Annotated in this window: 9 protein-coding genes; 7 read left to right on the top strand and 2 right to left on the bottom strand. The window is 63.8% G+C overall.

The genetic code is table 11. The features are described from left to right. Positions 1–49: 49 nt before the first annotated feature. Complete coding sequence (locus CWE01_RS28470) at positions 50–1,384, top strand: substrate-binding domain-containing protein (protein WP_100943901.1); 1,335 nt, start codon at positions 50–52, stop codon at positions 1,382–1,384. A gap of 164 nt (positions 1,385–1,548) precedes the next feature. Here the strand turns inward: CWE01_RS28470 and CWE01_RS28465 are convergent, their stop codons facing one another. Then, positions 1,549–2,778 (bottom strand): acyl-CoA dehydrogenase, encoded by a 1,230-nt coding sequence (locus CWE01_RS28465; protein ID WP_100943900.1) that lies wholly within the window; start codon positions 2,776–2,778, stop codon positions 1,549–1,551. A 151-nt stretch (positions 2,779–2,929) separates the two neighbouring features. Between CWE01_RS28465 and CWE01_RS28460 the strand changes: the two genes are divergently transcribed. The 6 genes from CWE01_RS28460 (at position 2,930) to CWE01_RS28435 (ending at position 18,600) form a co-directional block, all read left to right on the top strand. Further along, positions 2,930–3,859, top strand: coding sequence for a LysR family transcriptional regulator (locus CWE01_RS28460; RefSeq protein WP_100943899.1), 930 nt, complete (start codon positions 2,930–2,932; stop codon positions 3,857–3,859). A 115-nt stretch (positions 3,860–3,974) separates the two neighbouring features. Further along, positions 3,975–4,376 (top strand): MerR family DNA-binding transcriptional regulator, encoded by a 402-nt coding sequence (locus CWE01_RS28455; protein ID WP_100943898.1) that lies wholly within the window; start codon positions 3,975–3,977, stop codon positions 4,374–4,376. 102 nt (positions 4,377–4,478) lie between these two features. After that, positions 4,479–5,378 (top strand): hydroxymethylglutaryl-CoA lyase, encoded by a 900-nt coding sequence (locus tag CWE01_RS28450; RefSeq protein ID WP_100943897.1) that lies wholly within the window; start codon positions 4,479–4,481, stop codon positions 5,376–5,378. 708 nt (positions 5,379–6,086) lie between these two features. Further along, the gene (locus CWE01_RS28445) at positions 6,087–8,243 is read left to right on the top strand and encodes a hypothetical protein (RefSeq protein ID WP_157815299.1); all 2,157 of its coding nucleotides are present in this window, start codon (positions 6,087–6,089) and stop codon (positions 8,241–8,243) included. 148 nt (positions 8,244–8,391) lie between these two features. After that, positions 8,392–13,455 (top strand): dermonecrotic toxin domain-containing protein, encoded by a 5,064-nt coding sequence (locus CWE01_RS28440; RefSeq protein WP_177410522.1) that lies wholly within the window; start codon positions 8,392–8,394, stop codon positions 13,453–13,455. A gap of 150 nt (positions 13,456–13,605) precedes the next feature. Further along, positions 13,606–18,600 (top strand): dermonecrotic toxin domain-containing protein, encoded by a 4,995-nt coding sequence (locus CWE01_RS28435; protein WP_100943894.1) that lies wholly within the window; start codon positions 13,606–13,608, stop codon positions 18,598–18,600. 134 nt (positions 18,601–18,734) lie between these two features. On the opposite strand, the gene CWE01_RS28430 is transcribed toward CWE01_RS28435, so the two are convergent. Beyond that, a complete protein-coding gene (locus tag CWE01_RS28430) occupies positions 18,735–24,062 on the bottom strand; it encodes a dermonecrotic toxin domain-containing protein (protein ID WP_157815298.1) in 5,328 nt (1,775 codons plus the stop codon). Between the last annotated feature and the right edge of the window lie 167 nt (positions 24,063–24,229).

Raw genomic sequence — 24,229 nt, 5'->3', positions numbered from 1 at the left:
CTGACTGACTTATTCTTGCAGCACTCTGGCCCATTAAGGTGCAGGCCCCATGCTGCGCGCGCTCTCACTGTTGATCCTCTGCGGCCTCCCCGCCCTGACCCTGGCGGCCCTGCCCGCGCCGCCCGATGACGGCCCGGCCCTGCGCATCCAGGGCTCCAACACCATCGGTGCCGACCTCGGGCCGGCGCTGGTCAAGGGCTGGCTCGAGGAACAGGGCCTGCATGGCGTGCACCTGGCCAACACCGGCAAGGACAATGAACAGCGCGTGATCGCCACCACCGAGCAGGGCCGCCGGGTCCGGGTCGAAGTCGCCGCCCATGGTTCCAGCACCGGGTTCACTGCCCTGAAAGCCGGAACCGCCGACCTCGCCGCCTCTTCACGCCCGATCAAGGACGCGGAACTGGCGGAGCTCGCCAGCCTCGGCGATCTGAAAAGCCCCGACGCCGAGCAAGTGATCGCCATCGACGGCGTGGCGATTATCCTCCATCCGCAAAACCCGCTGACCCGACTGAACACCGAAGAGCTGGCGAGAATCTTTTCCGGCGAGGTGAAAACCTGGGAAGAACTGGGCGGAGTCGGCGGCGCCATCCACCTCTATGCCCGCGATGAACAGTCCGGGACCTGGGACACCTTCAAGGAACTGGTCCTGGCCCGTCGCGGCAAATCCCTGGCCGCCGGCGCCAAGCGTTTCGAGTCCAGCGAGCAGTTGTCCGATGCGGTCAGCCAGGATCACCAGGGGATCGGTTTTATCGGCCTGCCCTACGTCCGCCAGGCCAAGGCCGTGGCCATTGTCGACGGCGATTCGCAAGCGATGCTGCCGCTGGCCAGCCTGATTGCCACCGAGGATTATCCGCTGTCGCGGCGGCTGTTCTTCTACCTGCCGCCCAACCACCAGAATCCCTGGGCCGCGTCCCTGGTGCGCTTCGCGCAAAGCCTGGCGGGCCAGGCGATTGTCGCCAGCAACGGTTTTGTCGCGCAGACGGTGCAAGCCATCTCAGTGACTCCCGGCCCGGCCATGTCGCCGGAATACCAGGCACTGGCGAAAGAGGCGCAGCGGCTGTCAGTGAATTTTCGTTTCGAGGAAGGCAGCGCCAGCCTGGACAACAAGGCCCGCCAGGATGTACTGCGGGTCCTGGATTACCTGCATGCCCAGGGCAAGCTGAACAAACAGGTGACCCTGGTGGGCTTTGGCGACGCCAAGAACGACCCAGCCCGCGCAGCATTGCTGTCCAAGCTGCGGGCGATGGCGGTCCGGCGGGAACTGGTAAAAGGCGGCGTGGTGTTTCGCGATATCCAGGGCCTCGGCGCGCAGATGCCAGTGGCGGCCAACACCCTGGATGAAGGCCGCATCAAGAACCGTCGGGTCGAGGTCTGGGTCTACTGAGAGCGGCATTCTCCGAGCACGCCGACATTCTTGTGTCGGAACTGGCACTTGTAGGAGCCGGCTTGCTGGCGATCCAGGCGACGCGGCCTGACAGGACAGCGCGTCGATACTATCGCCAGCAAGCCGGCGCCTATAGGGCTGCATCCACGGCAGCAGTGTCGATCTCAACGCTCCGAACGCATCATCTCGCGCGGCACATACTTGCCAATCTCGTACTTGCCGATCGCCGCCCGGTGCACTTCATCCGGGCCGTCGGCCAGGCGCAGGGTGCGTTGCATGGCGTACATGTAGGCCAGCGGGAAATCGTTGGAAACCCCGGCGCCACCGTGGATCTGGATCGCCCGGTCGATCACCTTCAAGGCCACGTTCGGCGCCACCACCTTGATCTGCGCGATCTCGCTTTTCGCCACCTTGTTGCCCGCGGTGTCCATCATGAAGGCCGCCTTCAGGGTCAACAGGCGCGCCATGTCGATCTCCATCCGTGAGTCGGCGATCTTGTCGATATTCCCGCCCAGGCGAGCCAGCGGCCGGCCGAACGCGGTACGGTTGACCGCCCGCTTGCACATCAGCTCCAGCGCGCGCTCGGCCATGCCGATGGAACGCATGCAGTGGTGAATCCGGCCCGGGCCAAGACGACCCTGGGCGATCTCGAAACCACGCCCCTCGCCCAGCAGCACGTTCTCGTAAGGTACCCGCACGTTCTCGAACAGCACTTCGGCGTGACCATGGGGGGCATCGTCGTAACCGAATACCGGCAGTGGACGAACGATCTTCACCCCGGGGGTATCCACCGGCACCAGGATCATCGAGTGCTGCTGGTGACGCGGTGCGTCCGGATTGCTCAGGCCCATGAACACCAGGATCTTGCAGCGCGGATCGCACGCGCCGGACGTCCACCACTTCTTGCCGTTGATCACCCACTCGTCACCCTGGCGCTCGGCGCGGGCGGCCATATTGGTGGCGTCGGACGAGGCCACATCCGGTTCGGTCATGGCGAACGCGGAACGGATCTCGCCGCGCAGCAGTGGTTCCAGCCAGCGCTGCTTCTGTTCTTCATTGGCGTAACGGACCAGCACTTCCATGTTGCCGGTGTCCGGCGCCGAGCAGTTGAACGGCTCCGGCCCGAGCAGCGAGCGGCCCATGATTTCCGCCAGGGGGGCGTATTCCAGGTTGGTCAGGCCGGCACCCAGTTCGGATTCCGGCAGGAACAGGTTCCACAACCCCTCGGCCTTGGCGCGGGCCTTGAGCTCTTCCATGATCGCGGTGGGCTGCCAGCGATCGCCTTCGGCGACCTGGCGCTCGAACACCGGTTCGGCCGGATACACATAAGCGTCCATGAACGCGGTCACGCGTTCACGCAGTTCCTGAACCTTGGGCGAATAGGCGAAATCCATGGGCAGCTACCTTCTTGAGCAGGTGGTCGGGGTCATGGAATCGATGCTAGATCAGCTACGAAAATTTACCAAAGCTATTCTCACCGTGTATTAACATTCATCACCGATATATGATCGGCTGATCGAACCCTAACAATAAGAGCGCCGCGAAATGAATCTGAGCAAGGTCGACCTCAACCTTTTCATCGTCTTCGACGCCATCTATACCGAGGCCAACCTGACCCGCGCCGGGCAGATCGTCGGCATCACCCAGCCGGCGGTGTCCAACGCCCTGGCGCGGCTGCGCGAGACCTTCAACGACCCGCTGTTCGTGCGCACCGCCCAGGGCATGGTGCCCACGCCGATGGCCCAGAACATCATCGGCCCGGTGCGCAACGCCCTGTCGCTGCTGCGTATCTCGGTCCAGGAAAGCCGGATCTTCAACCCGTTGCAGGCGAACAAGACCTACCGCATCAGCATGACCGACCTGACCGAGGCGGTGATCCTGCCGCCGCTGTTCCAGCGCCTGCGCCGCCTGGCGCCGACGGTGGCGATCGAGAGTTTCCTCTCCAAGCGCCGCGAGACCACCAAGGAGCTGGCTGCCGGGCGTATCGACTTCGCCGTCGACGCGCCGCTCAACACCGACCCCCAGGTGCGTCATGTCAAGCTGATGGAAGACCGCTATGTCTGTGCCATGCGCAAGGGCCATGCAATGGCCGGCAAGGACAAGCTGACCCTGGATGACTACATGGGGTTCACTCACATCCATATCTCCAGCCGCCGCAACGGCCTGGGCTATGTCGACCTGGCCCTGGGCAAGATGGGCATCCAGCGCAAGATCGCCCTGCGTTCGCAACATTACCTGATGGCTTCGCAGGTGTTGCAGCAGACCGACATGGTCATGACCGTGCCGGAGCGCTTCGCCCGCCGCCATGACCTGCATTATTTCCCGCTGCCGGTGAATGACGTGCCGCCAGTGGAGACCCACCTCTACTGGCACGAAAGCACCGACCAGGACCCGGCCAACCGCTGGATGCGCGAGCAGATGATCGAGCTGTGCCAACAGGTCACGGCCCATGAGAAGAAGCTCGACAAGGCCTGAATGTGGCGAGCGGGCTTGCCCGCTCGCCACAAGGGAGACCGCGTATTGCCGGCGTGCTTGACGTATACGTCAAGCAGCCCTTAGCTTAGCGCCATGACCTTCCTCGAGCGCTTTCATGAGCAGCCAGACCTACAGCATCTCCGACCTCGCCCGCGAGCTCGACATCACCACCCGGGCCATTCGCTTCTATGAAGAGCAAGGCCTGCTCAGCCCCGAGCGCAAGGGCCTGGAACGCATCTACTCGGCCCGGGACAAGGTGACCCTGAAACTGATCCTGCGGGGCAAGCGCATCGGTTTTTCCCTGGCCGAATGCCGTGAGTTGATCGAACTCTACGACCCCACCAGCGGCAACCAGAAACAGCTCAACAGCATGCTGGCGAAAATCACCGAGCGCCGGGCACAGCTGGAGCAGCAACTGCTGGATATCGAACAGATGCAACTGGAACTCGACACCGCCGAGGAACGTTGCCACCAGGCCCTGCAGACCCTGGAACAGCAGGCCGACCCGATCCTGTAGGAGCTGGGCTTGCCCGCGAAGAGGCCCTTGAGAGCGCTAAAAGCTTCTCGGACAATCGCATCTCGGCCGGCCGCTCCCACATCACCAAAAAAGGTATCCCCCATGTCCCTACCCACCCACGTACGCCTGATCGAAGTCGGCCCCCGCGACGGCCTGCAGAACGAAGCCCAACCCATCAGCGTGGCCGACAAGGTCCGCCTGGTGGACCGTCTCAGCGATGCCGGCCTGGGTTATATAGAAGTCGGCAGCTTCGTCTCGCCCAAATGGGTGCCACAGATGGCCGGTTCCGCCGAAGTCTTCGCCCGTATCCAGCGCAAGCCCGGGGTCACCTACGGCGCCCTGGCCCCCAACCTGCGCGGCTTCGAAGATGCGCTGGCCGCCGGGGTCAAGGAGGTCGCGGTATTCGCCGCCGCCTCCGAAGCCTTCTCCCAGCGCAATATCAACTGCTCCATCAGCGAAAGCCTCGAACGCTTCGTGCCGATCATGGACGCCGCCCGCCAGCATGGCGTGACGGTGCGCGGCTACGTGTCCTGCGTGCTCGGCTGCCCCTATGAAGGCCCGGTCGCCGCCGAGCAGGTCGCCGTCGTGGCCCGCGAGCTGTATGCCATGGGCTGCTACGAAGTGTCCCTGGGCGACACCATCGGCACCGGCACCCCGGGCGCCACCCGGAGGATGTTCGAAGTGGTCTCGGCCAGCGTCCCGCGGGAAAAACTCGCCGGGCATTTCCACGACACCTACGGCCAGGCCATGGCCAATCTCTACGCCAGCCTGCTCGAAGGCATCGCGGTCTTCGACAGCTCCATCGCGGGCCTCGGCGGCTGCCCCTACGCCAAGGGCGCCAGCGGTAACGTCGCCACCGAAGACGTGCTCTATATGCTCAACGGCCTGGGCATCCACACCGGTGTCGACCTCGACCAGTTGCTTCTCGCAGGCCAGGAAATCTGTGCCGTGCTGGGCCGTGTTACTGGCTCCCGGGTCGCCAAGGCACGGCAGGCGGTGTGAATGTGTCCGGGTGTTACCGTCTGGAAACACAAACGAGTAACACGGAAACAGATTCACGACATTGGCCCTTGCCGAAGGTTCACGAAAAAGATCAAGTCCTTGATTTAAAAGGGTTTTAAAAAGTTGGCACGCCACCTGCTATATCTCTTGCATAACAAGAATAAAAAGCAGCAAACCCATAAAAATAAGACGTACCGACTCTGACATAACAAAAACAACACGGCAGAGACGCAGCTAACAGATTTTTTTGGAGAAGGTGTGCTTTCAGGGAACCCTCGGGTCACCCGCAACCGGACAGAGAATAATAAAACTACCTCAAGGTAGCTCCCGAACTGGTTGGATCACCTGATAAAGCAGATCAGCGCTCAAAAAAATACGTTTGCTCTTTGACCCCGGATGGGGGTCACCTAAACGGCGAGAAAGGGTCACGGTCGACAAAAACAACAACAGGCCGCCCCTCAATAATAAGAAAAGAGCATACAACACCACATTCAAGGGGAGCTTCGGCTCCCCTTCGTGTTCCTGCCTTCCTGTCATTCGATGACAAACCCTCCCTGCGCCTATCTATGTACCGCACCTGCCGAATTCACGGAGCGGATACTGAACCTGCCTACGCGGCCATCCGTCTGCGCGATCGCCCCGTATCAATACCCGACTGATGACAGATCCTGAACAGGATGTTTATTTCTTTAATTGGCAGGTATCACCATGTCTCCAAGAACCCCGGTCAAACCCACATCGTCCACCATCAGGGTACCCGTGCCCAAGACGCCGGACCTTCCCGAATCCTTGCGGCCATCACTTCCCACGGGGCCACATGGCAGCGGCCTGCGCCCACACCACCTGGACAACCCGGCGGTTTCCGGCGGTGAGGCTGCCGCCCCTCTTCGACCGGCAGCCAACACGCCAACGGAGCAGAACCTGCAACTGACGGATCTGCCGGATCAGGCCAGGACCGCCATCCCCGCGGCACTGGAAAGCTACCGGGTCAGCACGACCGGGGCGTTGCCGCCACCCGACCCGCAAGGCCTGCGGATCATCAAGAACCGTTTATATGTCGATCTCGATGACGGCGGTACGGTCATGGTCGCGTATGACGTACAACTCAATACCTACCGGGCAAAACGCGCCAATGAACTGCTGCCATCCGGCCCCGCGCTTTATCGGACAGGCAACCGCAGCACCTGGGGAACGGAGCCCATGGCGGTGTCCGTCGATCAGACCACGGCCAGCCCGCCACCACGCAAACGGCCACGCCTGGTTGAGGATCCGGCGGCCGCGCCCAAGCCATCGGCGCAAGAGAGCCGTGCGGCCGATACACCACGAGCGTCCGCTGTCGTCGTGGCCAAACTCAGCTATTCCGGCCAGCCCCCCTACACCCGCCTCGCGGGCCCTGACAGCCAGGGTTACTACCGCCTGAAAAAGCTGGATGCCGATAACGCCGAAGACAACGTCTACGCGTTCAGCAAGGACGACGACCACTGGGTACTGGTTGACCCGCCAGAGGGGCGGATGGACGCAAGCGGTCAGTCGCTTGCCGCCGAACGACTGCCCTCCTGGACCGACCACGAGATCTGGGAACACTACGGGCTTCATGGCAACGACATCAGCCGCTTCCGCTCCGAGGTCGAAACCACCGGCAAACAGCCTCAATGGGCCAACGCCAGCCAGGCAGGCAGGACCAGGGAACAATTGATACGGGCGCTGAAATGGGCCCATCCGGACAAGAGCGCTGAAGAGCGCGGGCAGATCCTGCAAGGATACAACCTGCTTCCGAGCATGCTGCCTCGCCTGCAACAGGCACTCCAGGAACACGCCAAACTCCCTGACTGGGCGCAGACACACAAACTTCAGTCGGAGACCGAAACCGATCCACAGCGCTTTGACTTGCTGGAACAGGAAGTGCTGCCGCAAATCCGCACTATCCGCAACTTTGAAGCGCACTCGCTCGACCCGGACTTCGTCGCCTACTACAGCCGGCCATTCCTCGAAGCCTTCCTGCTCAGGATCGGCTACCAGACAAATATCCATGGCTGCCTGTACCGCACGGATATCCCCGCCATGTTCAGGACGGAAGATCGCACGCCGTTCGAGCTGGCCAGGGATGGCTGCATGCTCGCCCGTGAAAACCATCCACCGGGCTCGACCACGAAAAAAGCCTTGAGTGCCACCTTCAGCCTGAGCGACGCGAAAAACTACAGTGTGGGTGGCGGGCCGGGCATCGGCCAACTGCGTTACAACACGCAAACCAACAAATATCCCGGCAGGCGCCCCGAGTCGGATAGCGGCAGCGACGCCGACAGCGAGGGCAGCGCGGATGAGAGCGCGTCGAATACCAGCCATACCGCTTCGTCGGTAGCCTCGAGCAGCACCGCTCAACAGAGTGAAGCGGCATCGAACGGCTCGGGCTCCGGCACACCGATTTCACTCGACAGCGAACGCGGCTATACCACCTACAGACACCGGCAGACCACCAGCTTCATCTACATGATCGATACCCGCAACGTCGAGGTCGTGCCGGGGCAGGAAAATCGCTTTTTCAACCCTGACTCCCGGACAAACAACTTCCTGCCTTATGACGATCTCGAAGGGCATATTTCAGTCTCCGACAGAGGTGTCAGTGCCGGGCGGATCTGGCTGGTCAACTCCAGCCTGACCCGTGCCGCCAGTGTTCGCGCGATCCATCAGGCCGCCGGACAAACCGCCGCCGACATCGAGAGTGCAACCTGGAGCGGTGTCGACAACAGCGCGGTCTACGATCAGCTGATCGACCGGGTGGCCGATACCGGCGGGACAGTGCTGAACTGGCCCGCCGACGGGAAAATCTTCGCCGATGACGTGACCTGGCCAGTCTCAAGCAGCTGATTTCACCGCCTGATCGGGTGAATACCTACCGCAGGCCCAAGCGATACGCCGCATACGCTGCCCATTCGAATAACGAATCGGGCTTTACACCATGACAGCAAATACTTCGGCGGACGTCGGGTCCGCCACTCCCCCCAGCCGTCCCCCCATGCTCCAAGGGCATCGGGGGCGCCACTATGATCGGGTCAAGGGCAAGTTCCCCGGATGGCTGGTCCAGGCCGACACCGCAACGCACCTGGCCCTGGGGCAACGCGCACTGGCCGCCGACCTGCCGGTGTTGAAAGAAGCGCCGGAGATCTTCAGCCAACTGCATAAAAGCTACACCGCCTGCCTGCACTACCAGCGCCAGGTCCAGGCCGTGCTGCGCAACATGAGCAGTATTGAAGCCTTCGCCAAACCCTTGCTGGAACAGGCCTTGAAGAAGGAGTTCGGACAGGTGCTGGACGCCAATCGGACCTTCATCCTGCACCCGACCAAGGGCATCCCGGGCGACCTCCGCTCATCCATCTCCACCCTGCTGCACGCCGCGCTGCACAACTACGAAGCCCGGGAAACCGAGGAAGGCAGGCTCGACGCACCTGGCGACGCGGCGGCGATCTACAGCGGCAATCCCATCGATCCGGACGCGCGGCGGCTGGCCCTTTCGCCGGCCAGGTTCGCCGCCCTGTGCCGCAAGCTGGATCTGGGCCGGCAGTACCAGGCACATCTCAATGAAGTGTTCTTCCCCGCCGCCAGGGCTGGGGAAGCGGCGCTGGCGGCGCAGCACGCTGTTCGCGGCCATTTCACCGTCCATGACGCCTATGCCCTCGAAACCCAGGTGCATATCGCCTTCCTGCGCGCCCATCTGGACGAGACCGCCTATCGGCTGATGCTGGAGGTGGCCAAGGGCAAGGAAGTGCCGGTACCGGCCGGACACCCACAACGCTGCTTTACCTTGAGCCTGCTGAGGATCGCGCTCAACGGCATTCTGGTCGTACGTACCGCCGACCATGCCCGCAGTTGGGTGGTCTACCTGCCGGACGATCCCTTCCACCCCATCAAGCAATACCCTTCCCGCACCGCCTTCGAAGACGACCTGCGGGAAAAGCTGCGGACGCTCGATTACCTGAAGTTCTTTGTCCGCTTCATTCCCCAGCACGAGCGGACCCGCTTTTTCGACAAGCTCCAGGAACGCCTCAACCCGAAGCAATGGAACGGCTATTTCTATCAGCCGACACCCGACCCACGGGCAAAACTCGATGTCGCCGGCGAGGAAATCGGCGCTTACCTGTTTCGCCAGCGCTACCAACAGAAGGTCGAGACCTTCTTCGCCGATGCCCTGTTTGTCGCGGTACCCACAGAGGAAAAAGACCGGCAAAGCCTCACGGCACGCCTGCAGCACTACCTCAATATTGCCCTCAATATCCTCAATGTCGCGGCGTTCGTTGTCCCGGGGCTGGGGGAAATCATGCTGGGAGTGGTCGCGGTACAACTGGGCAACAGTATTTTCCACGGCATAGACAGCTTCGCCGTGGGCGAAAAAGCACAAGCCTGGGCCTACCTGACCGGCGTGTTGCAAAACCTCGCGTTGATCGCCGCGCTGGGGGCCGCCGGTGCGTCCGCGGCAGCCGCCGAAAACGCGGCGATCGCCAGTGCCGGCTTTGTCGATGGGCTGCGCGCGGTGACGCTGCCCAATGGCGATATACGCCTGTTCAATCCCGACCTGACGCCGTTCGCCCACAAGCCTGTCCTGCCCCGGACGCTGGAGCCCGATGCCATGGGCCTCTATCACCATCAGGGCCGGACCTACCTGCCGATCGACGGCCAATACTACGAACTCAAGCCGCAGCCAGCGTCCCGCCGCTATCAAGCCCGACACCCACGCAAAACCGACGCCTATACCCCGACCTTCCGGCACAACGACGCCGGTGCCTGGGTCCATGAGTTCGAGCAGCCGCTGGCCTGGGATGACCTGCGCGCGTTTACCCGCCTGGGGCCGGAGGCCGCGGCCCTCGACGCAAGCACGGCCCGGCGGGTCATGCAGATCAGCGGCATCGACGGCGATGTGCTGCGCAGTGTGCACCTGGATAACCTGCCACCCCCGGCCTTGCTGCGCGACACCCTGATCCGCTTCAAGCTCGACCAGGACCTCGACGGCCTGATCGCCCGCCTGCAACGGGGCGATGCCCTGGGTTATTCACGGGATGAGTTGCACATGACCCTGCAACTGCTGACCCACCGGCCCGTGTGGCCGGCCTCGAAAGTGCTGCGTTTGCTCGATGAGCAAAAGGTCACGCTGACCGAGTACCCACCCGATATAGACGCCCGGGTGACCCGCATAGACGCCACCTGGGACAACCTGCATGCCAATGATTTGCTCGAACTCGTGCTCACCCGGCTCGACGAACCCGAGATCGCCAGCCTGCTCGACGAAGAGTTCGGACAAGGCCCCCTCAGCCTGCCGGCGCGCACCCGCCAACTGCGGCAGATACTGGCCAGGGAAGCGTTCAAGCGGCGGCACAGCCTGTTCGCCTCCCACTATGAATTTCGCACCCGCCCGGCCAATCCGTCAGCCGCGGTGGCGGTACTCCAGCGGGACTTCTCCTCGCTGCCGAGCCTGGTGGCCAGGGAACTGGTCAGCCACGCCAACAGCGCCGAACTGCAACGGCTCGCCGCCGGATCAGTGCCCCTGCGCCTGGCCGAGGAGGCCCGCTACTACCTGCACAACGTCCGTATCGCCCGGCTCTACGAACAGGCCTGTCTCGACTCGGTCGACCAGGCCGAGGCCTACCGGGTCATCCTGCCCATGCTGGAAAAACTGCCGGGCTGGTCGAACACCGTGCGCCTGGAAATCCGCGACGGGGCATTCGACGGGCCGCTGCTGGACAGCATCGGCCCCGAGTCGGCCGCGGCGCTCAAGGTCCTGATCAAGCAGGGCCAGCGTTATGCCGCCCGCGACGCCGAAGGTCAGGAACTGCATGGCCCGGACGACCTCTATGCGGCAGTGCTGCATGCCCTGCCGGACGCCGAGCGGGCCGCCCTCGGCTTGCCCCATGTCGGTCAGGGCGCGCAGCTGCGGCAAAAGCTCCTCGAACTGCCGCTGCCGCCCCGCGAAACGTTGCGCGAGCGCCTCGGCCTGCCGCCCATCAAACCGCAGCACATACCGCCGATGCACCTGGCCGACGGACAATTGGCCTACCCGCTGAGCGGGCGCGGCGTGGGCCGGGCACTGCGCTCATTCGAATTCAACCGCCTCGCCCAGGAGTTGTATCCGACCCTGCGCCTCGGCGAGGTGGAAACCCTGCATGGCCTGCGGGACATGAGCCTGGGCGCGGGCATCGGGCGACTGCGGGCGCTGGAGCTTGAATACGCCACCCTGGAAGACGAGCTTGACGCCTGGCTCGGCGAACCCCAGTCCTCCGCCGAGGCCCACGGCAAACAACAGATCGCCCTGCAGATCAAGCGCTGCTGGCGCCATGAGACAGACCTGGCCTGCGATGCCGACGGCCTGCCCATCGGCGGTCGCCAGCTCAGCCTGGCGGGCTATCCGGTGGGCCGTCTGCCGGCGCTTTCGGCAAACTTCGAACATGTCAGCGAACTGCATCTGCGCGGCCTGGGGCTCAACGTCGCGCCGGAACTGGACAGTTTCCTCGACGCCTTCCCACGCCTGCAACGCCTGGACATGAGCCGCAATGCCCTCACCCGCCTCCCCCCGGCTCTTGGCCGGCTGACAGCGCTCAGGCACCTCGACCTCAAGGCCAACCAGATCGTCCTGACGCCGGTCAACTCCGGTCCCCTGACCCAGCTGACCGGCCTGGAAGTACTGGTCCTGGAAAACAATAGCGCCCTGTCCATGCTCCCCGACCTGAGCCCGCTGACTCGCCTCGCCTACCTGCACCTGCGCAACACCGGGCTGCGCGACTGGCCGCCGGGTTATGCCAATCTCCCGGCCCTGAGACGCCTCGACCTCAGCGACAACCGCATCAGCGACATTCCCGACGAAGTCTTCGGGACCGACCCGCAACGTCAACGCCTCAACCGGGCAATCAACCTGGAAGGCAACCCGATACCGGCAGCACTGCGCCAGCGGGTCGACCATTATCGAATGGAAACCGATCTCGACCTGGGCCTGGATGTGCTGATCGAAAGCGAGGATCAATCGGACTGGAGCAGCGGTTCGCGCTCGCAATCACGCGCCAGCACCCGGCATAACCGCTGGGGCACCCCCTCACCCGTGCCGCGTGAAAGCAGCCACTGGATCGAGGGCCTGAGCCGGTCGGAACGGGAAACCAGGCGTTACCTGTGGCTGCGGCTGGCCAGCGACGATGTCGAAGCCTCCGAGGCGTTTTTCCGGGTGCTGGAAGACCTCAGGTATTCCGCCGACTATCTCAGCGCCGAACATCGTCCTGAATTGTCCGAGCGCGTCTGGCACATGGTCAGGGCCGCCGCGGAAAATACCGAACTGCGCGAGCAGCTGTTCAGGCGCGCCAATGCACCGGATCCGGACAGCTGTGAAGACGGGATCAGCGTGGTCTTCAGCGACATGGGCTTCGATGTCCTGCTGTATGAGGCCAGGGCCCTGCCCCTCGAAGCCCGTGAAGCCGAGCTGCTGCAACTGGCCAAGGGTAAAGTGCACCTGGAACAGGTGAACCGCCAGGCCAGGCGCCTGATCGATGCGCGCAAGGACAGCGGGGCGAATCCCGATGAAGCGGAGATCTACCTGGCCTTTCGCATCGGCCTGGCCGAAAGGCTCGGGTTGCCCTGGCAAGCCCGGAAAATGAATCACGGTCGGATGGCCGGTGTGGACAACACGAAGCTGGACGAGGCTTACCAGGCCATCCTGGCCGAGGAGCGTCAGCCCGGCGAAATGTCCAGGAGTCTGGTCAGCCAGCCGTTCTGGAAGGACTATCTGGAGGAACGCTTTCAGGAAGGGCCTCTCAAGGCGCCACGGGAGCAGCGCGACCAGATGATCGGCGCGCTCGACGATTTGCTGGGTGCACAACGCGAATGGTTCGGCGGCAACCCCCTGGACGAGCAGCAGAACGCCGACCTGGCCGAGACGATAAAACAGTCGGCCCAGACACTCGGGCTGACACCCGGCGAAGCCTTCGCCAGTGCCATGACCGACAGCACCTATCTGAGGCTGTCCGGCGATATCGCCAAAGCCTACAGCGACACCCTGGAGCAGTTGAGCGAACAGTTGCTGCGGCAACACGAGGTTGCAGCCAACTAGCATGAGACGCTGGTCAAAAGGCCATAACCGACTATTTCAAAGGTACGGATTATTGATATCAACCGACTGATTCAACTCAACTTTTTCAACTTTTAAGTGCAGGCGTTCGGCATAAGCTGAAAGCCTCATTCACGGAAAAAGTTGATCTTCATGAGTACCGAGCAACGCCCACTTGCCGCCTCCGCCAGCCAGGTGCGATCGACCAGGAACCATCGCCTGATCCTCAAGCGACTGCCCTCCTGGCTGACCCAGGCTTCCCTCGAACGACGCCTGGCATTCGCCACGCGGCTCAAGCGCAGCCAGATATCCAAAGCCGCACTGGCGCGCCATCTGCACGGTTTCAAAAGCGCCAGGGACTTTGCCGCGCCGCTGCTCACCCAGGCCCTGAACGACCACTATGGCCCGGGCCTGGACATTCACCACGACCAACTCCGGCACGTGCATATCCTCGCCGCCGCCACCCTCGGCGAACCGCGTCGGGAGAACAGTGTCGTGCAGAGCCTGCTGCAAGCCGCCCTGCAGAACTTCGAAAGCAGCGAAACCGGCACATTCGGTTTCGACCACGGCTCGGCCATCCTGCGGAAAAGCACCGCGGCCCTGAAAAAGCCCATCACGCCCCCGGACTTCGCTGCCGTCTGTCGCCGGCTCGACCTCGGCGGCCAGTACAAGAGGTACATCGAACACTTTCTCCTGCGTACCGCGCGCAACCACCCAAGCCCGCTCTACAAGACCCTCTTCGAGCACCAGGAGCGCGACGAACTGGCGGTGCAGGCGGAGATCGCCCTGATCAAGGGTAACCTGGATCAATCGGCTTACCAGATGCTGCACAGCCTGCTCGACCCGACGCAGACAACCCGTTGGGACAACCGGCCCGTGCACTGCTACTCCCTGACCCTGCTCGACTTTCCGAACGTCGACAGCGGCGCCTGGGGCGCGCTGCTCAAGGGCGTGCTGCTGATCGAGCATGACGCCCCCTCCAGCACCGGCGAGCGACCTTGCGTGGCCTATCTGTCGGGTGACCCGCACCAGGCCGTCAAGCGCTATCCGTCTTTCAAGGCCTTCCACGATGAGCTCAGGGAACGGCTGCGGGATAAAATCTATCAGGCGCTCTTCAAGCGCTATGTTCACCTGCGCACCCAACCGGCACTCTTGCGTGCCCTCGAGGATTGCCTGAACCCCCTCGACCCCGTCAGCGGGCAGCGCAAGCCGGCCCCGCAAGCCAGCCTGCAGTTGGAGAAAGGCTCGCTGGGGGACACCCCCTTCACCGAGTTCTGCGTCCTGCAAACGGTCAAGAAGCTCGACGACGCCCGGGTCAGCGCGGTGCCCACGGACGACGAGGACAAGAAGACCCGCACCGCGCGCCTGCGCTCGTTGCTGAACTGGGGGATCAACCTGTTGTTCCTGGTACCCGGGCTCGGCGAGGCAATGCTCGCGGTCGCCGCCGCGCAACTGATCGTGCAGCTCTACAACGGCATCGAGGAATGGAGCCATGAAGAGAAAATGCAGGCAGTGCTCGGTTTTATGGGCGTGCTGCTGAACGTTGAACTGCTGGGGCTGGGGGCCGTCATGACCCTGGACTTCGAAGGTTCGAGGTTTATCGAAGGACTCAAGCCGATCAAGTCGCCCCAGGGCGAGCCGGCACTCTGGAAGCCCGACCTGACCCCCTATGAACAGCGGCTACCCGACTCGCCGGAGCTGAAACCCGATGCCACGGGGCTCTATCGCCATCAGGACAAGACCTACCTGGGTCTCAACGGCCGCCATTACCAGATCAGGCCCGGCGCCACCGCCAGGCGCTTCCACCTGCAACACCCGAACAATCCCGACGCCTATGCACCGCAGGTCTATCACAACGGCAAGGGCGCCTGGCTCCATGAGTTCGAGCAACCCTTGCAGTGGCGGCAACCGCAGCTGTTTTCCCGGCTGGGGTCGGATGCGGCCAGCCTGGACCCGGCGTCGGCGGAAAAAATCATGCAACTGAGCGGGGTCGACGACGATGCCCTGCGTCTGCTGCACCTGGACCAGGAACCGCCCCCGGCCCTGCTCGAAGACAGCGTGACCCGCTTCAAGCTCGACCGTGACCTCAAGCGCCTGGTGCAACGCCTGCAAAGCGGTGGCGCGGCCAACAGTTCAATCGACGAACTGCACATGGAACTGCAATTGCTCACCAGCGAACCGGTCTGGCCGCCCTCGAAAGTGTTGCGCTTGCTGGACCGCCACGGCGTGCCGCTGAAGGAATACCCCGCCGGCCAGGCGCAAGCCTTGCAGCGCATCGACCTGCGCTGGCCCGGGCTCGACGCCAATCAACTGCTGCGCAAGGTCCTGGAAAACCTCGACGAGGCCGAGATCCGCAGTTTGCTGGGCGAAGACTTCGGCACCGGTCCCATCAGCCTGGATGCCCGTGCCGTGGCCCTCAGGCGCAAGCTCGCGACCCAGGCCAGCAATCGCCGGGCGGCGCTGTTCGATTCACACTATCGCTATCGCACCCAGAGCAACGACCCCGCCGTTGCGGTGATCCGCAAAGAGTTTCCCAGCCTGTCGACGCCGGTCGCGGAGGAATTGTCCAGAAACGCCAGTCCGGCCGAACAGCGGGTTCTGCTCAACGCCAGGCGTGTGCCGTTGCGCCTGGCCGAAGAGGCCCGCGCTTACAGTCGCAAGCTGCGCCTGGCGCGCGCCCGGGAAGGACTGTATCTCGAGGCGACGAGCAACCCCGATACCGACAAGCTGATCCTCAGCCAGATCGGCAAGCTGCCCGGCTGGTCGGATCAGGTTCGCCTGGAAATACGCGAGCCCTACTTCAGCGGGCCCTTGCTCGACAGCCTCGGCGTGGAACAGGCACCGATTCGCAAGGTCCTGGTTAAACAAGCCGACCAGTATGAAGCCCATGATGCCCTGGGCCAGGAACTGCACGGCCCGGACACTCTGTACAGCAGTGTCCTGCACGCCCTGCCCGACACCGAGCGCAAGGCCCTGGGGTTTCCCAGTCCCCATGAGGCCGCCAGCCTGAAGCAGACCGTGCTCGATCAGCCGTTGCCGCCGCGCAAGGAGATGGAAAAACTCCTTGGCCTGCCCCCCGGCAAACCCAACGAAACACCGCCGAGGCGCCTGGCCACCCGTCGTCCAGGCCCGTCTGCCGCCGGGCCCGAGGCGGCCGAAAGAATCGCGGGGGCCCGCTCCCCGGCCTTCACCGAGCTTGCGCAACGTCTTTACCCCACCCATGACTGGCGCAATGTGGAGGCCTTTCTCGACCTGCGCGGCCTGAACGAAGGCGCGGCGGTGCAACGCCTCGAAGCACTGGAAAACGAATACAACACCTTGTCCACGGAGCTCGAAACCTGGGTCAGTACACCGCCGGATCCCCAGATAGGCGTGACGGTCAGGCACTATATTGCCCGGGCGATCAGGCAATGCTGGCGCCGGGAACCCTTCCTGGGCATCGCCCCGGAAGGCTATCAGCTCAACTTCTCACTGTACGACTCGACAGCCCGGCTGCCGACGCTGTCGGCCAACTTCAGCCATGTCACCGAACTGTTCATGAGCGGGACCCACCCGGACATCACCCGGGGACTGAACCGTTTCCTCGAGGGTTTCCCCCAGTTGAAGCGCCTGTATATCGGCGGCGGCGTCCTGACCGAGATTCCCCCCGCGTTGGGTTCGATGAGCGGACTGGTCCACCTCAACCTGAGCGGCAACCGTATCGTCCTGACCGAGGAAACGGCCAACCTGCTCGAAGGGCTGACCCACCTGAGGGAGCTGAACCTGTCCAATAACCCGGCCCTGGGCCGTTCGCCGGATTTCAGCGCGATGCTTGAGCTGACCCATATCGGCCTGCGCAACACCGGGCTCAGCCAGTGGCCGAGCGGCTACCTGGACCTGCCGGCATTGACCCATCTGGACCTGAGTTCGAACCACCTGACCACGATCCCCAGCGCCGCCCTGGACACCAGCGAAGAGGGGCAACGCATCGCCAGGGCCATCAACCTCTACCACAACCCCATCGCAAGGGACTTTCTCGATGACGCCGTGGACTACCACACGGAAACCGGGATCGACCTGGGGCTGGACATACCAGTCGACTCGGAATCGGAGGCCGACCTGAGCGGCGGTGACTCGCCGGCACATAGTCCACAGGGTTCGCGGGGGCCCGCCGCGCGCGATGAAAGTGCCTGGTTGCAAGGGCTCGACAACCAGCAGCAGGAGGCCTTTCGCGACAAGTGGCTGCGCCTGGCCGGCGAGGAGCCGATCGAGCAGTCCGAAGCGTTTTTCCACGTTATCGGCGATCTGCGTGAATCGGCCGACTATGCCGACGAGGCCATTCGCCCGGGACTCGTGGACAGGGTCCGGCGCATGGTCAGCGCCGCGGTCGATGACACCGCACTGCGCGAGAAACTCTTCGCCAAGGCCAACGCACCGCAATCGGACGCCTGTGCCGACGGCATCACCGTGGCGTTCAGCGACATGGGTCTCGACGTGTTGCTGCATGAAGCCTACACCGAGCCGGACGCCCGCAAGATCGAGTTGAAACTGCTGCAACTGGCCAAGGGAAAATCGCGCCTGGACCGGGTCAACGCCCAGGCCCGGGCGGTGATCAACAAACGCCGGGGCGAGGGTCGACGTCCCGATGAAGCGGAAGTCTACCTGGCCTTTCGCATCGGTCTGGGGGATCGGCTGGAACTGCCCTGGCAGGCCTCGAAGATGCATTACAACCGAATTGCCGGGGTCACTCCGGCCCAGGTGGATGAAGCTTACCTGGCCATCCTTGAGCAGGAGCAGCAGCCGCTGGATGGGGTCAGGCAGATCCTCAAGCAGGAGTTCTGGAAGGAATACATGGAGGTCCAGTACCTGCAGGAGCTCAGCGCGAAAGAGACGCTGCGCGAGACCAAGAGCGATGCCCTGCTGGACCTGCAATCGGCACAGGAGCGCTGGTTCAACAATGGAAATCTGCCCGAGGAAGAAAAGACCCGGCTGCAAGCAGTCATGAAAGCCTCGGCCGGCACACTGGGCAAGTCCGAGCAGGAAGTGTTTGCCCGGCCCATGACCGACGCCGAATACCAGGCCCTCTACGAAGCCATCGGGGGTGAATACAACGAAGAGATGGAGCGCCTGACGGCGGAGGCGTTGCGCGAGCACGGACTGGCGAGCTGATCCCAACGAGGCTCCGGCACCGACCTCAAGCCAGGCCGAAACCTGTGGCGAGCGGGCTCGCCACAAGACCGCGTCCGGCCTCAAGTTTGATCGTTCCCGCGCGAGGGAACGATCGAAAGTCCGGTTCTCGCAGATTACCTGCTGGCCGACGCCCCCAAACGATCCAGAGCCTCCTGGGTCAAACGCCGAAGCATCCCGCCCTGCTCCTCGGCAATGCCCTCCAGCACCTCGCGATAGAATTGCTCGCTCATCGGCTGCCCGCTGAACAACTGATCCGTCGCAATCCCCAGCCCTTGCGCCAATTGCGTGATCGCTTCACGCAAGCTCGCCCGCTCGGCCTCCGTGCCGCGCCCGGGTTCGAGCCACTCATCCAGCTTGTCCTTCAATTCCTCGAGGGCCTCCAGCCTGGCGTAGTAGAACTCGCTATTGAGCTTGAGCTCGGCGGCATGCTGCGCCTCCAGGAACTCCCGCCAGAACGGCGGCTCCAGCGCCAGGAGCGCACGGGCCAGGCCGCCCTGTGCTTCGGCCGCCAGCACCGTGCGCCCGGCGGCTTCGATCTGCTGTGGCGCGACATTCGAGACTGGCTGAAAGAGCATGGCGTCGGGCTGTGCCAACAGCTCCATTTTCCGAGCCAGGCCAATCCGATAAGCCAGATGAATTTCGACTTCATCCGGGCGGTCATCGAACATCAATTGTCGGCGGTACTCCTCATCCGCCAGAAGCCTCAGGGCCAGCAGGCGGGATTTGCTTCTCGCCAGTTTGAGCAGTTCGACACCCCGCGCGACAGGGTCCGCCAGGGCCTGCGCCTGCTCCAGCAACACCTCGAAATCCAGGTTGCTGAAGATATCCGCCATGCCGTCGGCACAGGTGTCGGTTTCCGTCGACAGCCGGAAAACCCTGACGCGCAGCTCGCTGTTGCCGGCAATCGCCTCCATCACCCGCCAGACCCTGGCCATCAACGCCGGACGATAGACAAGCTGGGTGAAATCCGCCGATACCGTCAGGTTCTGGATAACCTTGAAAAACTCGCCGCTGCCCGGCTCTTCGCTCAGCGACCGCCAAAGGGCGCTTCTGGACGCCTGCTGTTCGGCGTCCGCACCCTCCAGCCAATGCTCCACTTCAGAAGGACCGGGCAACGGTGTCGACCCGGCCAAGCCACCGAGCCCCAACTGCAAGCCGGTGACACGGGCCACCTCGGTCAGCGGATTGCCCCGCAGGTTGATGACCCAGCGCTGCGCGGGGCTCAAGGCACGGATAAGGGTCTCGACCGGCGCCGGGATATGGTTGATCCCGTTGTGACTCAGGTCCAGGGATTGCAGGTTCGGGCAACGCTCAAACCCCACCGGCCACTGGGTGATCCCGGTGTGCCTGAGGTTCAGGCGTTGCAGGCGCGTCAGGGCGGAAACATCGGGCGCGATCCCCAGCGTATTGTCACTCAAGTCCAGTATTTCCAGACGATCAAGACGTTCAAGCCCGACGGGCAAGGCCGTCAGGCCGGTCCTTCGCAAGCCCAACCCACGCAGGGCACCCAGCCGCGACAGGTCGAGCGGGTGACCAAGGGTATTGCCCTCGAGCGTCAACACTTGCAGGCTCGTCAGGCGCGCCAGTTGCCCCGCGGTTTCCGCCGTCAGGACGATGCCATTATTGGGCAGTATCAGCGTGGCCAGCCCCTTCATGGTGGCGATCGCAGGTGGCAACATGCCAAGATCGTTACCGCTCATGGACAGCCAGTTCACCCCGCTGAACCGGTCCAGGAAGCCGTCGAGGCTTCCGGACACGCCCATGCTGTTCAGGCTCAACTCGCTGACATGGCTGAAATCGGCGGACAACACGAGCAAGCTCCCGACCCGCTGGTTATCCAGTTTCAACCGGCTGCCGGCAAGGGCTCCGACGGTGGCGCGAGCCGCGGGGGTCTCACGCCGCCAGCAGCGTTTGATTTCCTCGGCGACCAGCCGCCGCGTGGTGTCCGAGACCGCCATGAAGCGCCCGTCCTGCGAGTAATAACTCGGGGTCCAGATCCAGCTGTCCAGGCGCCGGCTGAGAAGCTGATATTCGATCCACAGATCACCCAGGCGCCCGGAAAATTCCAGGTCGCTGGCCTGCTCCTGGCCAAGAAAGTGCTCCACCGCTTCCCAGTCATGGGCCGGGTAGACCTCGCGGGCCAGCTTGATCAGTTCCGGGTTGCGCCTTGGTGTTGCAATCGCCCGAGGGGCATCCATGCCGAGCAGGCGCTCCATGGTTCGCCATTCGTGGCTCGGGTAGACCTCACGGGCCAACTGGATCACTTCCCGGATATGCCTTTGAGGTGTGTCAGCCACTGCCGGATCATCGAACGAATAACCGCTCCGTCCGGCGGCCAGGCCCATCGGCGGGTTGCCCGGCCCAGCGGGCGGCCCCCCGGCCAATTTGTCCCGCGGCAGCGTCGGCAGCCCGCGCAACGCCTGCTTCAGTTCCCCGCCCTGGCCGACATGCGCAAAGCCCAGGGCCGTGCGTTCGGCATCCGGCAAGGCATGCAGGATGGCGGCATACAGATCGTCCGGGCCATGCAGATCGCGGGCGACTTCGTCACAGGTTTCATACAGGCCATCGTCCCTGATCAGCACCCGGCTGATCGCCGCACGCGGCGGCCCGACACTCGCCAGCAAGGCGCCGTCGAAAGTACCGTCGCGGATTTCGAGGCGCACACGCGCCGACCAGCCCGGCAGCGTCTCCAGCATCGGCAGCACGACCCGATAGGCCTCGGCCTGGTTCACCGAGTCGAGGTAGAGGCTTTCATACTGGCGTGCCAGTCGCACATGACGCAGGTAGTGACGAGCTTCCTCGGCGAGGCGCAAGGGCACACGCCCGCCTTCGAACTGCTGCAGCTCGCGACCGTCGGCATGCCTCGCCAGTTCCTGCGCCACCCGCACCGGCAGTTCGGCAAAGTCGCGCTGCAACAGCGCCACGCCCGGCTCATCGCGGTCGGGCAGCGTGCGGTAGCGGTAGTGCGAGTCGAACAGGTCGGCCCGGCGCTTGAGCGCCTCCCTCGCCAGGCGCTGGCGCAGCGTCACCACACGCGCCGCCGGGCTGACCGCGCCGAGCCCGAACTCCTCCTGCAGCAGCGCGCGGCTCTCGGCCTCGTCAAGCTGGCGCAGCACCTGCTCCAGCAAACCGTCCGCATCCAATCCCGGCCAACGCACCTCGATACGCGGGACCCGCGCTTCGATAGCGGCCGGATACTCCTGGAGCGTGCGGCCCGAGCCGTTGAGCAGCCGCAGCACTTTCGAGCGGGGCCAGACCGGGGCACTGGTCAGCAGTTGCATCTCCATGTGCAACTCATCCAGGGAGCCGCTCGATGCGGCACCCGCCTGCAAGCGTTGCACCAGGCGGCCGAGCTCACGGTCGAGGACAAACCGCGTGACGCTGTCGCTGAGCAAGGCCGGCGGCAGTCGCGTGTTGTACTGCACCTCGCGCAACACCGCGGCATCAATGCCGCAGATGTCCATGATGCGCCTGGCCGTGGCGCCGTCGAGGCTGGCGGCCTCGGGACTCAAGCGGGCGAACAGGCGTTCGTCGTCCCAGCCCAGCGGTGCGTCGACTTCATGCAGCCAGCCGCCCGCGCCGTTCGGGCGAAACTGCGGGGCATGGGGATTGAGCAGTTCGTCAGCCCTGGCGTGAAGGGCGCGATAACGTCCGGGCCAGTGCTCATCGGGGCGCAGCCGATAATGCCGGCCTTCCAGCGGCAGGTAATAGTCACTCAGATAATCATGCGGCCCCAGTTTGTCGGGCAAGGGCTTGTCGGATAACGGCGGTTGATGTTCGTAGGGCCGCAGATCGGCTTTCCACAGCCGCATGACGCCCTCGCGCAGGCTGACCGGCACCAGGCTGTCGATAAATGCCGAGCTGTCGAGGTGCGGCAGGACGACTCCGGCAGTGCCGATAAAGGCCAGGTTCATCGCCACCCCGAGCAGGTGCGCCCAGGCTTCGCGGGTTTCCCCCTCCTCCCAGGCCTCGATCCCGGAATAGACTTCATGGAGCATCCGGGTCGCCATGGCGAGCAGCATCACCTGGCCGAGGCCGGGCACGAACACCAACAGGTTGAGCAGGTCCATGCCGGCGTCGAACACTGCCATGAAGCGGGCGATCCGCGCTTCACGGTTCTCGTCGTCGGTCGGCACGGCCAGCGCGCGGGCATCGCCGAGCATCCGGCCGATCTTCAATTCGCACAGATCGGCCAGCACTTCATCCAGCGCAGCCCGGCTATCCAGGCGCAGGGGCAGGTCGACCAGATCCAGGCCCACGCGCAAGCCGGGATCAAGGCTGTAGTCGTCCCACAACTCATGCCGGTCGCCGGGGTCCAGGAGCTTTTTCAGCGCGCTGAAAAACGCCGGCTGCTCGCGCACCGTGACAAATCGACTGAAGAAACGCCGGAAGTTCGCGCCATGCAGGCGCGTACGCAAATCGATCATGAAGGCCGCGGTCGAGACGTAATGCCGCAGCGGCTGGAGGTCATCGCCGGGCACATAGACCACGCAACGTTGCAGCGTGCCGCCGCGCTCGGCGCCGAACAGGAGGATTTCGCTCAAGTCGACGCCGAGCATCCTCAGCCGCGAAGGCCGTACGCGCTGGCCGTCCAGGTGGATATCGCCCTGGTCCGCCAGCCATTGCATCAGCATCTGATAGGCATCGGCCGGGACATCGTCTTTCATCCGCGCCAGATGCAGCGCCTCGCTCAACTCATGGCGCAGGTGCCTGACCCAGGTCCGGCGCACTCGGGCTTTGCGTATGCCGTCGGCCGGGTTGAGCACCGCATTGATATGCGCTTGATACTGGCCGCCCAGGTCCAGGGTGCGGCACAGCGCGGCAAACCGCTCGGGACGCACCGGCAGCTCATGGTCCTTGACATGGGTCATCCGCACCGCGTCGGTGTTGTGGTCGTGGGTGATGAACTCCGCCCCCTCGGCAGGCGACCTGCCGGCTTCGTCCGCGGCAAAGTTATGCAGTGCAGCCTCCAGCAGCGTGATGTCCCAGTACCAGTTGCGGACCAGCGGATCCCCCGCCGAAAGGCCGAGAAAACCGCCCAGGCTGGAAGCGCGGCTGCGCTGCATCCGACGGACGAAATAGGTCTGCCTGACGTCCAGCTCCAGGTTGAAGGTCGTTGCGATCGCCGCCTTCAACAAGGGCTCGGCAAAACGCTCCAGGGGCAGGATGCGTTCCAGTATCGCCTCGAGTTCATGCTGGCTCACGCAGCGTTCATGCTGGCTTTTTTCGAAGGCCGCGCGCGTCTCCGGCGCGGCCTTGGCGTACCAGGGCGGCAGGCTCGGTTGCAACCCGGCCAGCGCCTTGAGGCAGGCCGAGCCGGGGTGTTTCAAGGGTTCCGGGATCCGGCTGGCGATAAACGCCTGGTGCCGGTTCAAGGGCGCGCCCGGCGGCGCCTGGCGAGGGATCGGTGGGGTTTGCTGATCATCCATGGATCGGTGCATCGGGGCTGAACTCCTGGTTAAAGCCCCGAGCGTACGGATGCGCCCGAGCGGAACAAGTTCAAATAGTGGGACGGATCGCCCCCGACATGCGGCAGAAATCAGGCCTCTGCCAGCACTATGTAGCCCCTGCCCCGGCGCCTTTGCGTGGAGGTCGGGACGGTCCGTGG

Origin of the sequence: Pseudomonas sp. QS1027 (assembly GCF_002814235.1) — a bacterium.
Lineage (GTDB): Bacteria > Pseudomonadota > Gammaproteobacteria > Pseudomonadales > Pseudomonadaceae > Aquipseudomonas.
The sequence above is the reverse complement of the archived record's forward strand: the minus strand, read 5'-3'. Positions and strand labels throughout refer to the sequence as shown.

Excerpts from the sequence above, each read along its gene's own strand:
- CWE01_RS28440 (WP_177410522.1), top strand. The coding sequence starts at position 8,392 with ATGCTCCAAGGGCATCGGGGGCGCCACTATGATCGGGTCAAGGGCAAG.
- CWE01_RS28465 (WP_100943900.1), bottom strand. The coding sequence starts at position 2,778 with ATGGATTTCGCCTATTCGCCCAAGGTTCAGGAACTGCGTGAACGCGTG.
- CWE01_RS28445 (WP_157815299.1), top strand. The coding sequence starts at position 6,087 with ATGTCTCCAAGAACCCCGGTCAAACCCACATCGTCCACCATCAGGGTA.
- CWE01_RS28455 (WP_100943898.1), top strand. The coding sequence starts at position 3,975 with ATGAGCAGCCAGACCTACAGCATCTCCGACCTCGCCCGCGAGCTCGAC.
- CWE01_RS28470 (WP_100943901.1), top strand. The coding sequence starts at position 50 with ATGCTGCGCGCGCTCTCACTGTTGATCCTCTGCGGCCTCCCCGCCCTG.
- CWE01_RS28430 (WP_157815298.1), bottom strand. The coding sequence starts at position 24,062 with ATGCACCGATCCATGGATGATCAGCAAACCCCACCGATCCCTCGCCAG.
- CWE01_RS28435 (WP_100943894.1), top strand. The coding sequence starts at position 13,606 with ATGAGTACCGAGCAACGCCCACTTGCCGCCTCCGCCAGCCAGGTGCGA.
- CWE01_RS28450 (WP_100943897.1), top strand. The coding sequence starts at position 4,479 with ATGTCCCTACCCACCCACGTACGCCTGATCGAAGTCGGCCCCCGCGAC.
- CWE01_RS28460 (WP_100943899.1), top strand. The coding sequence starts at position 2,930 with ATGAATCTGAGCAAGGTCGACCTCAACCTTTTCATCGTCTTCGACGCC.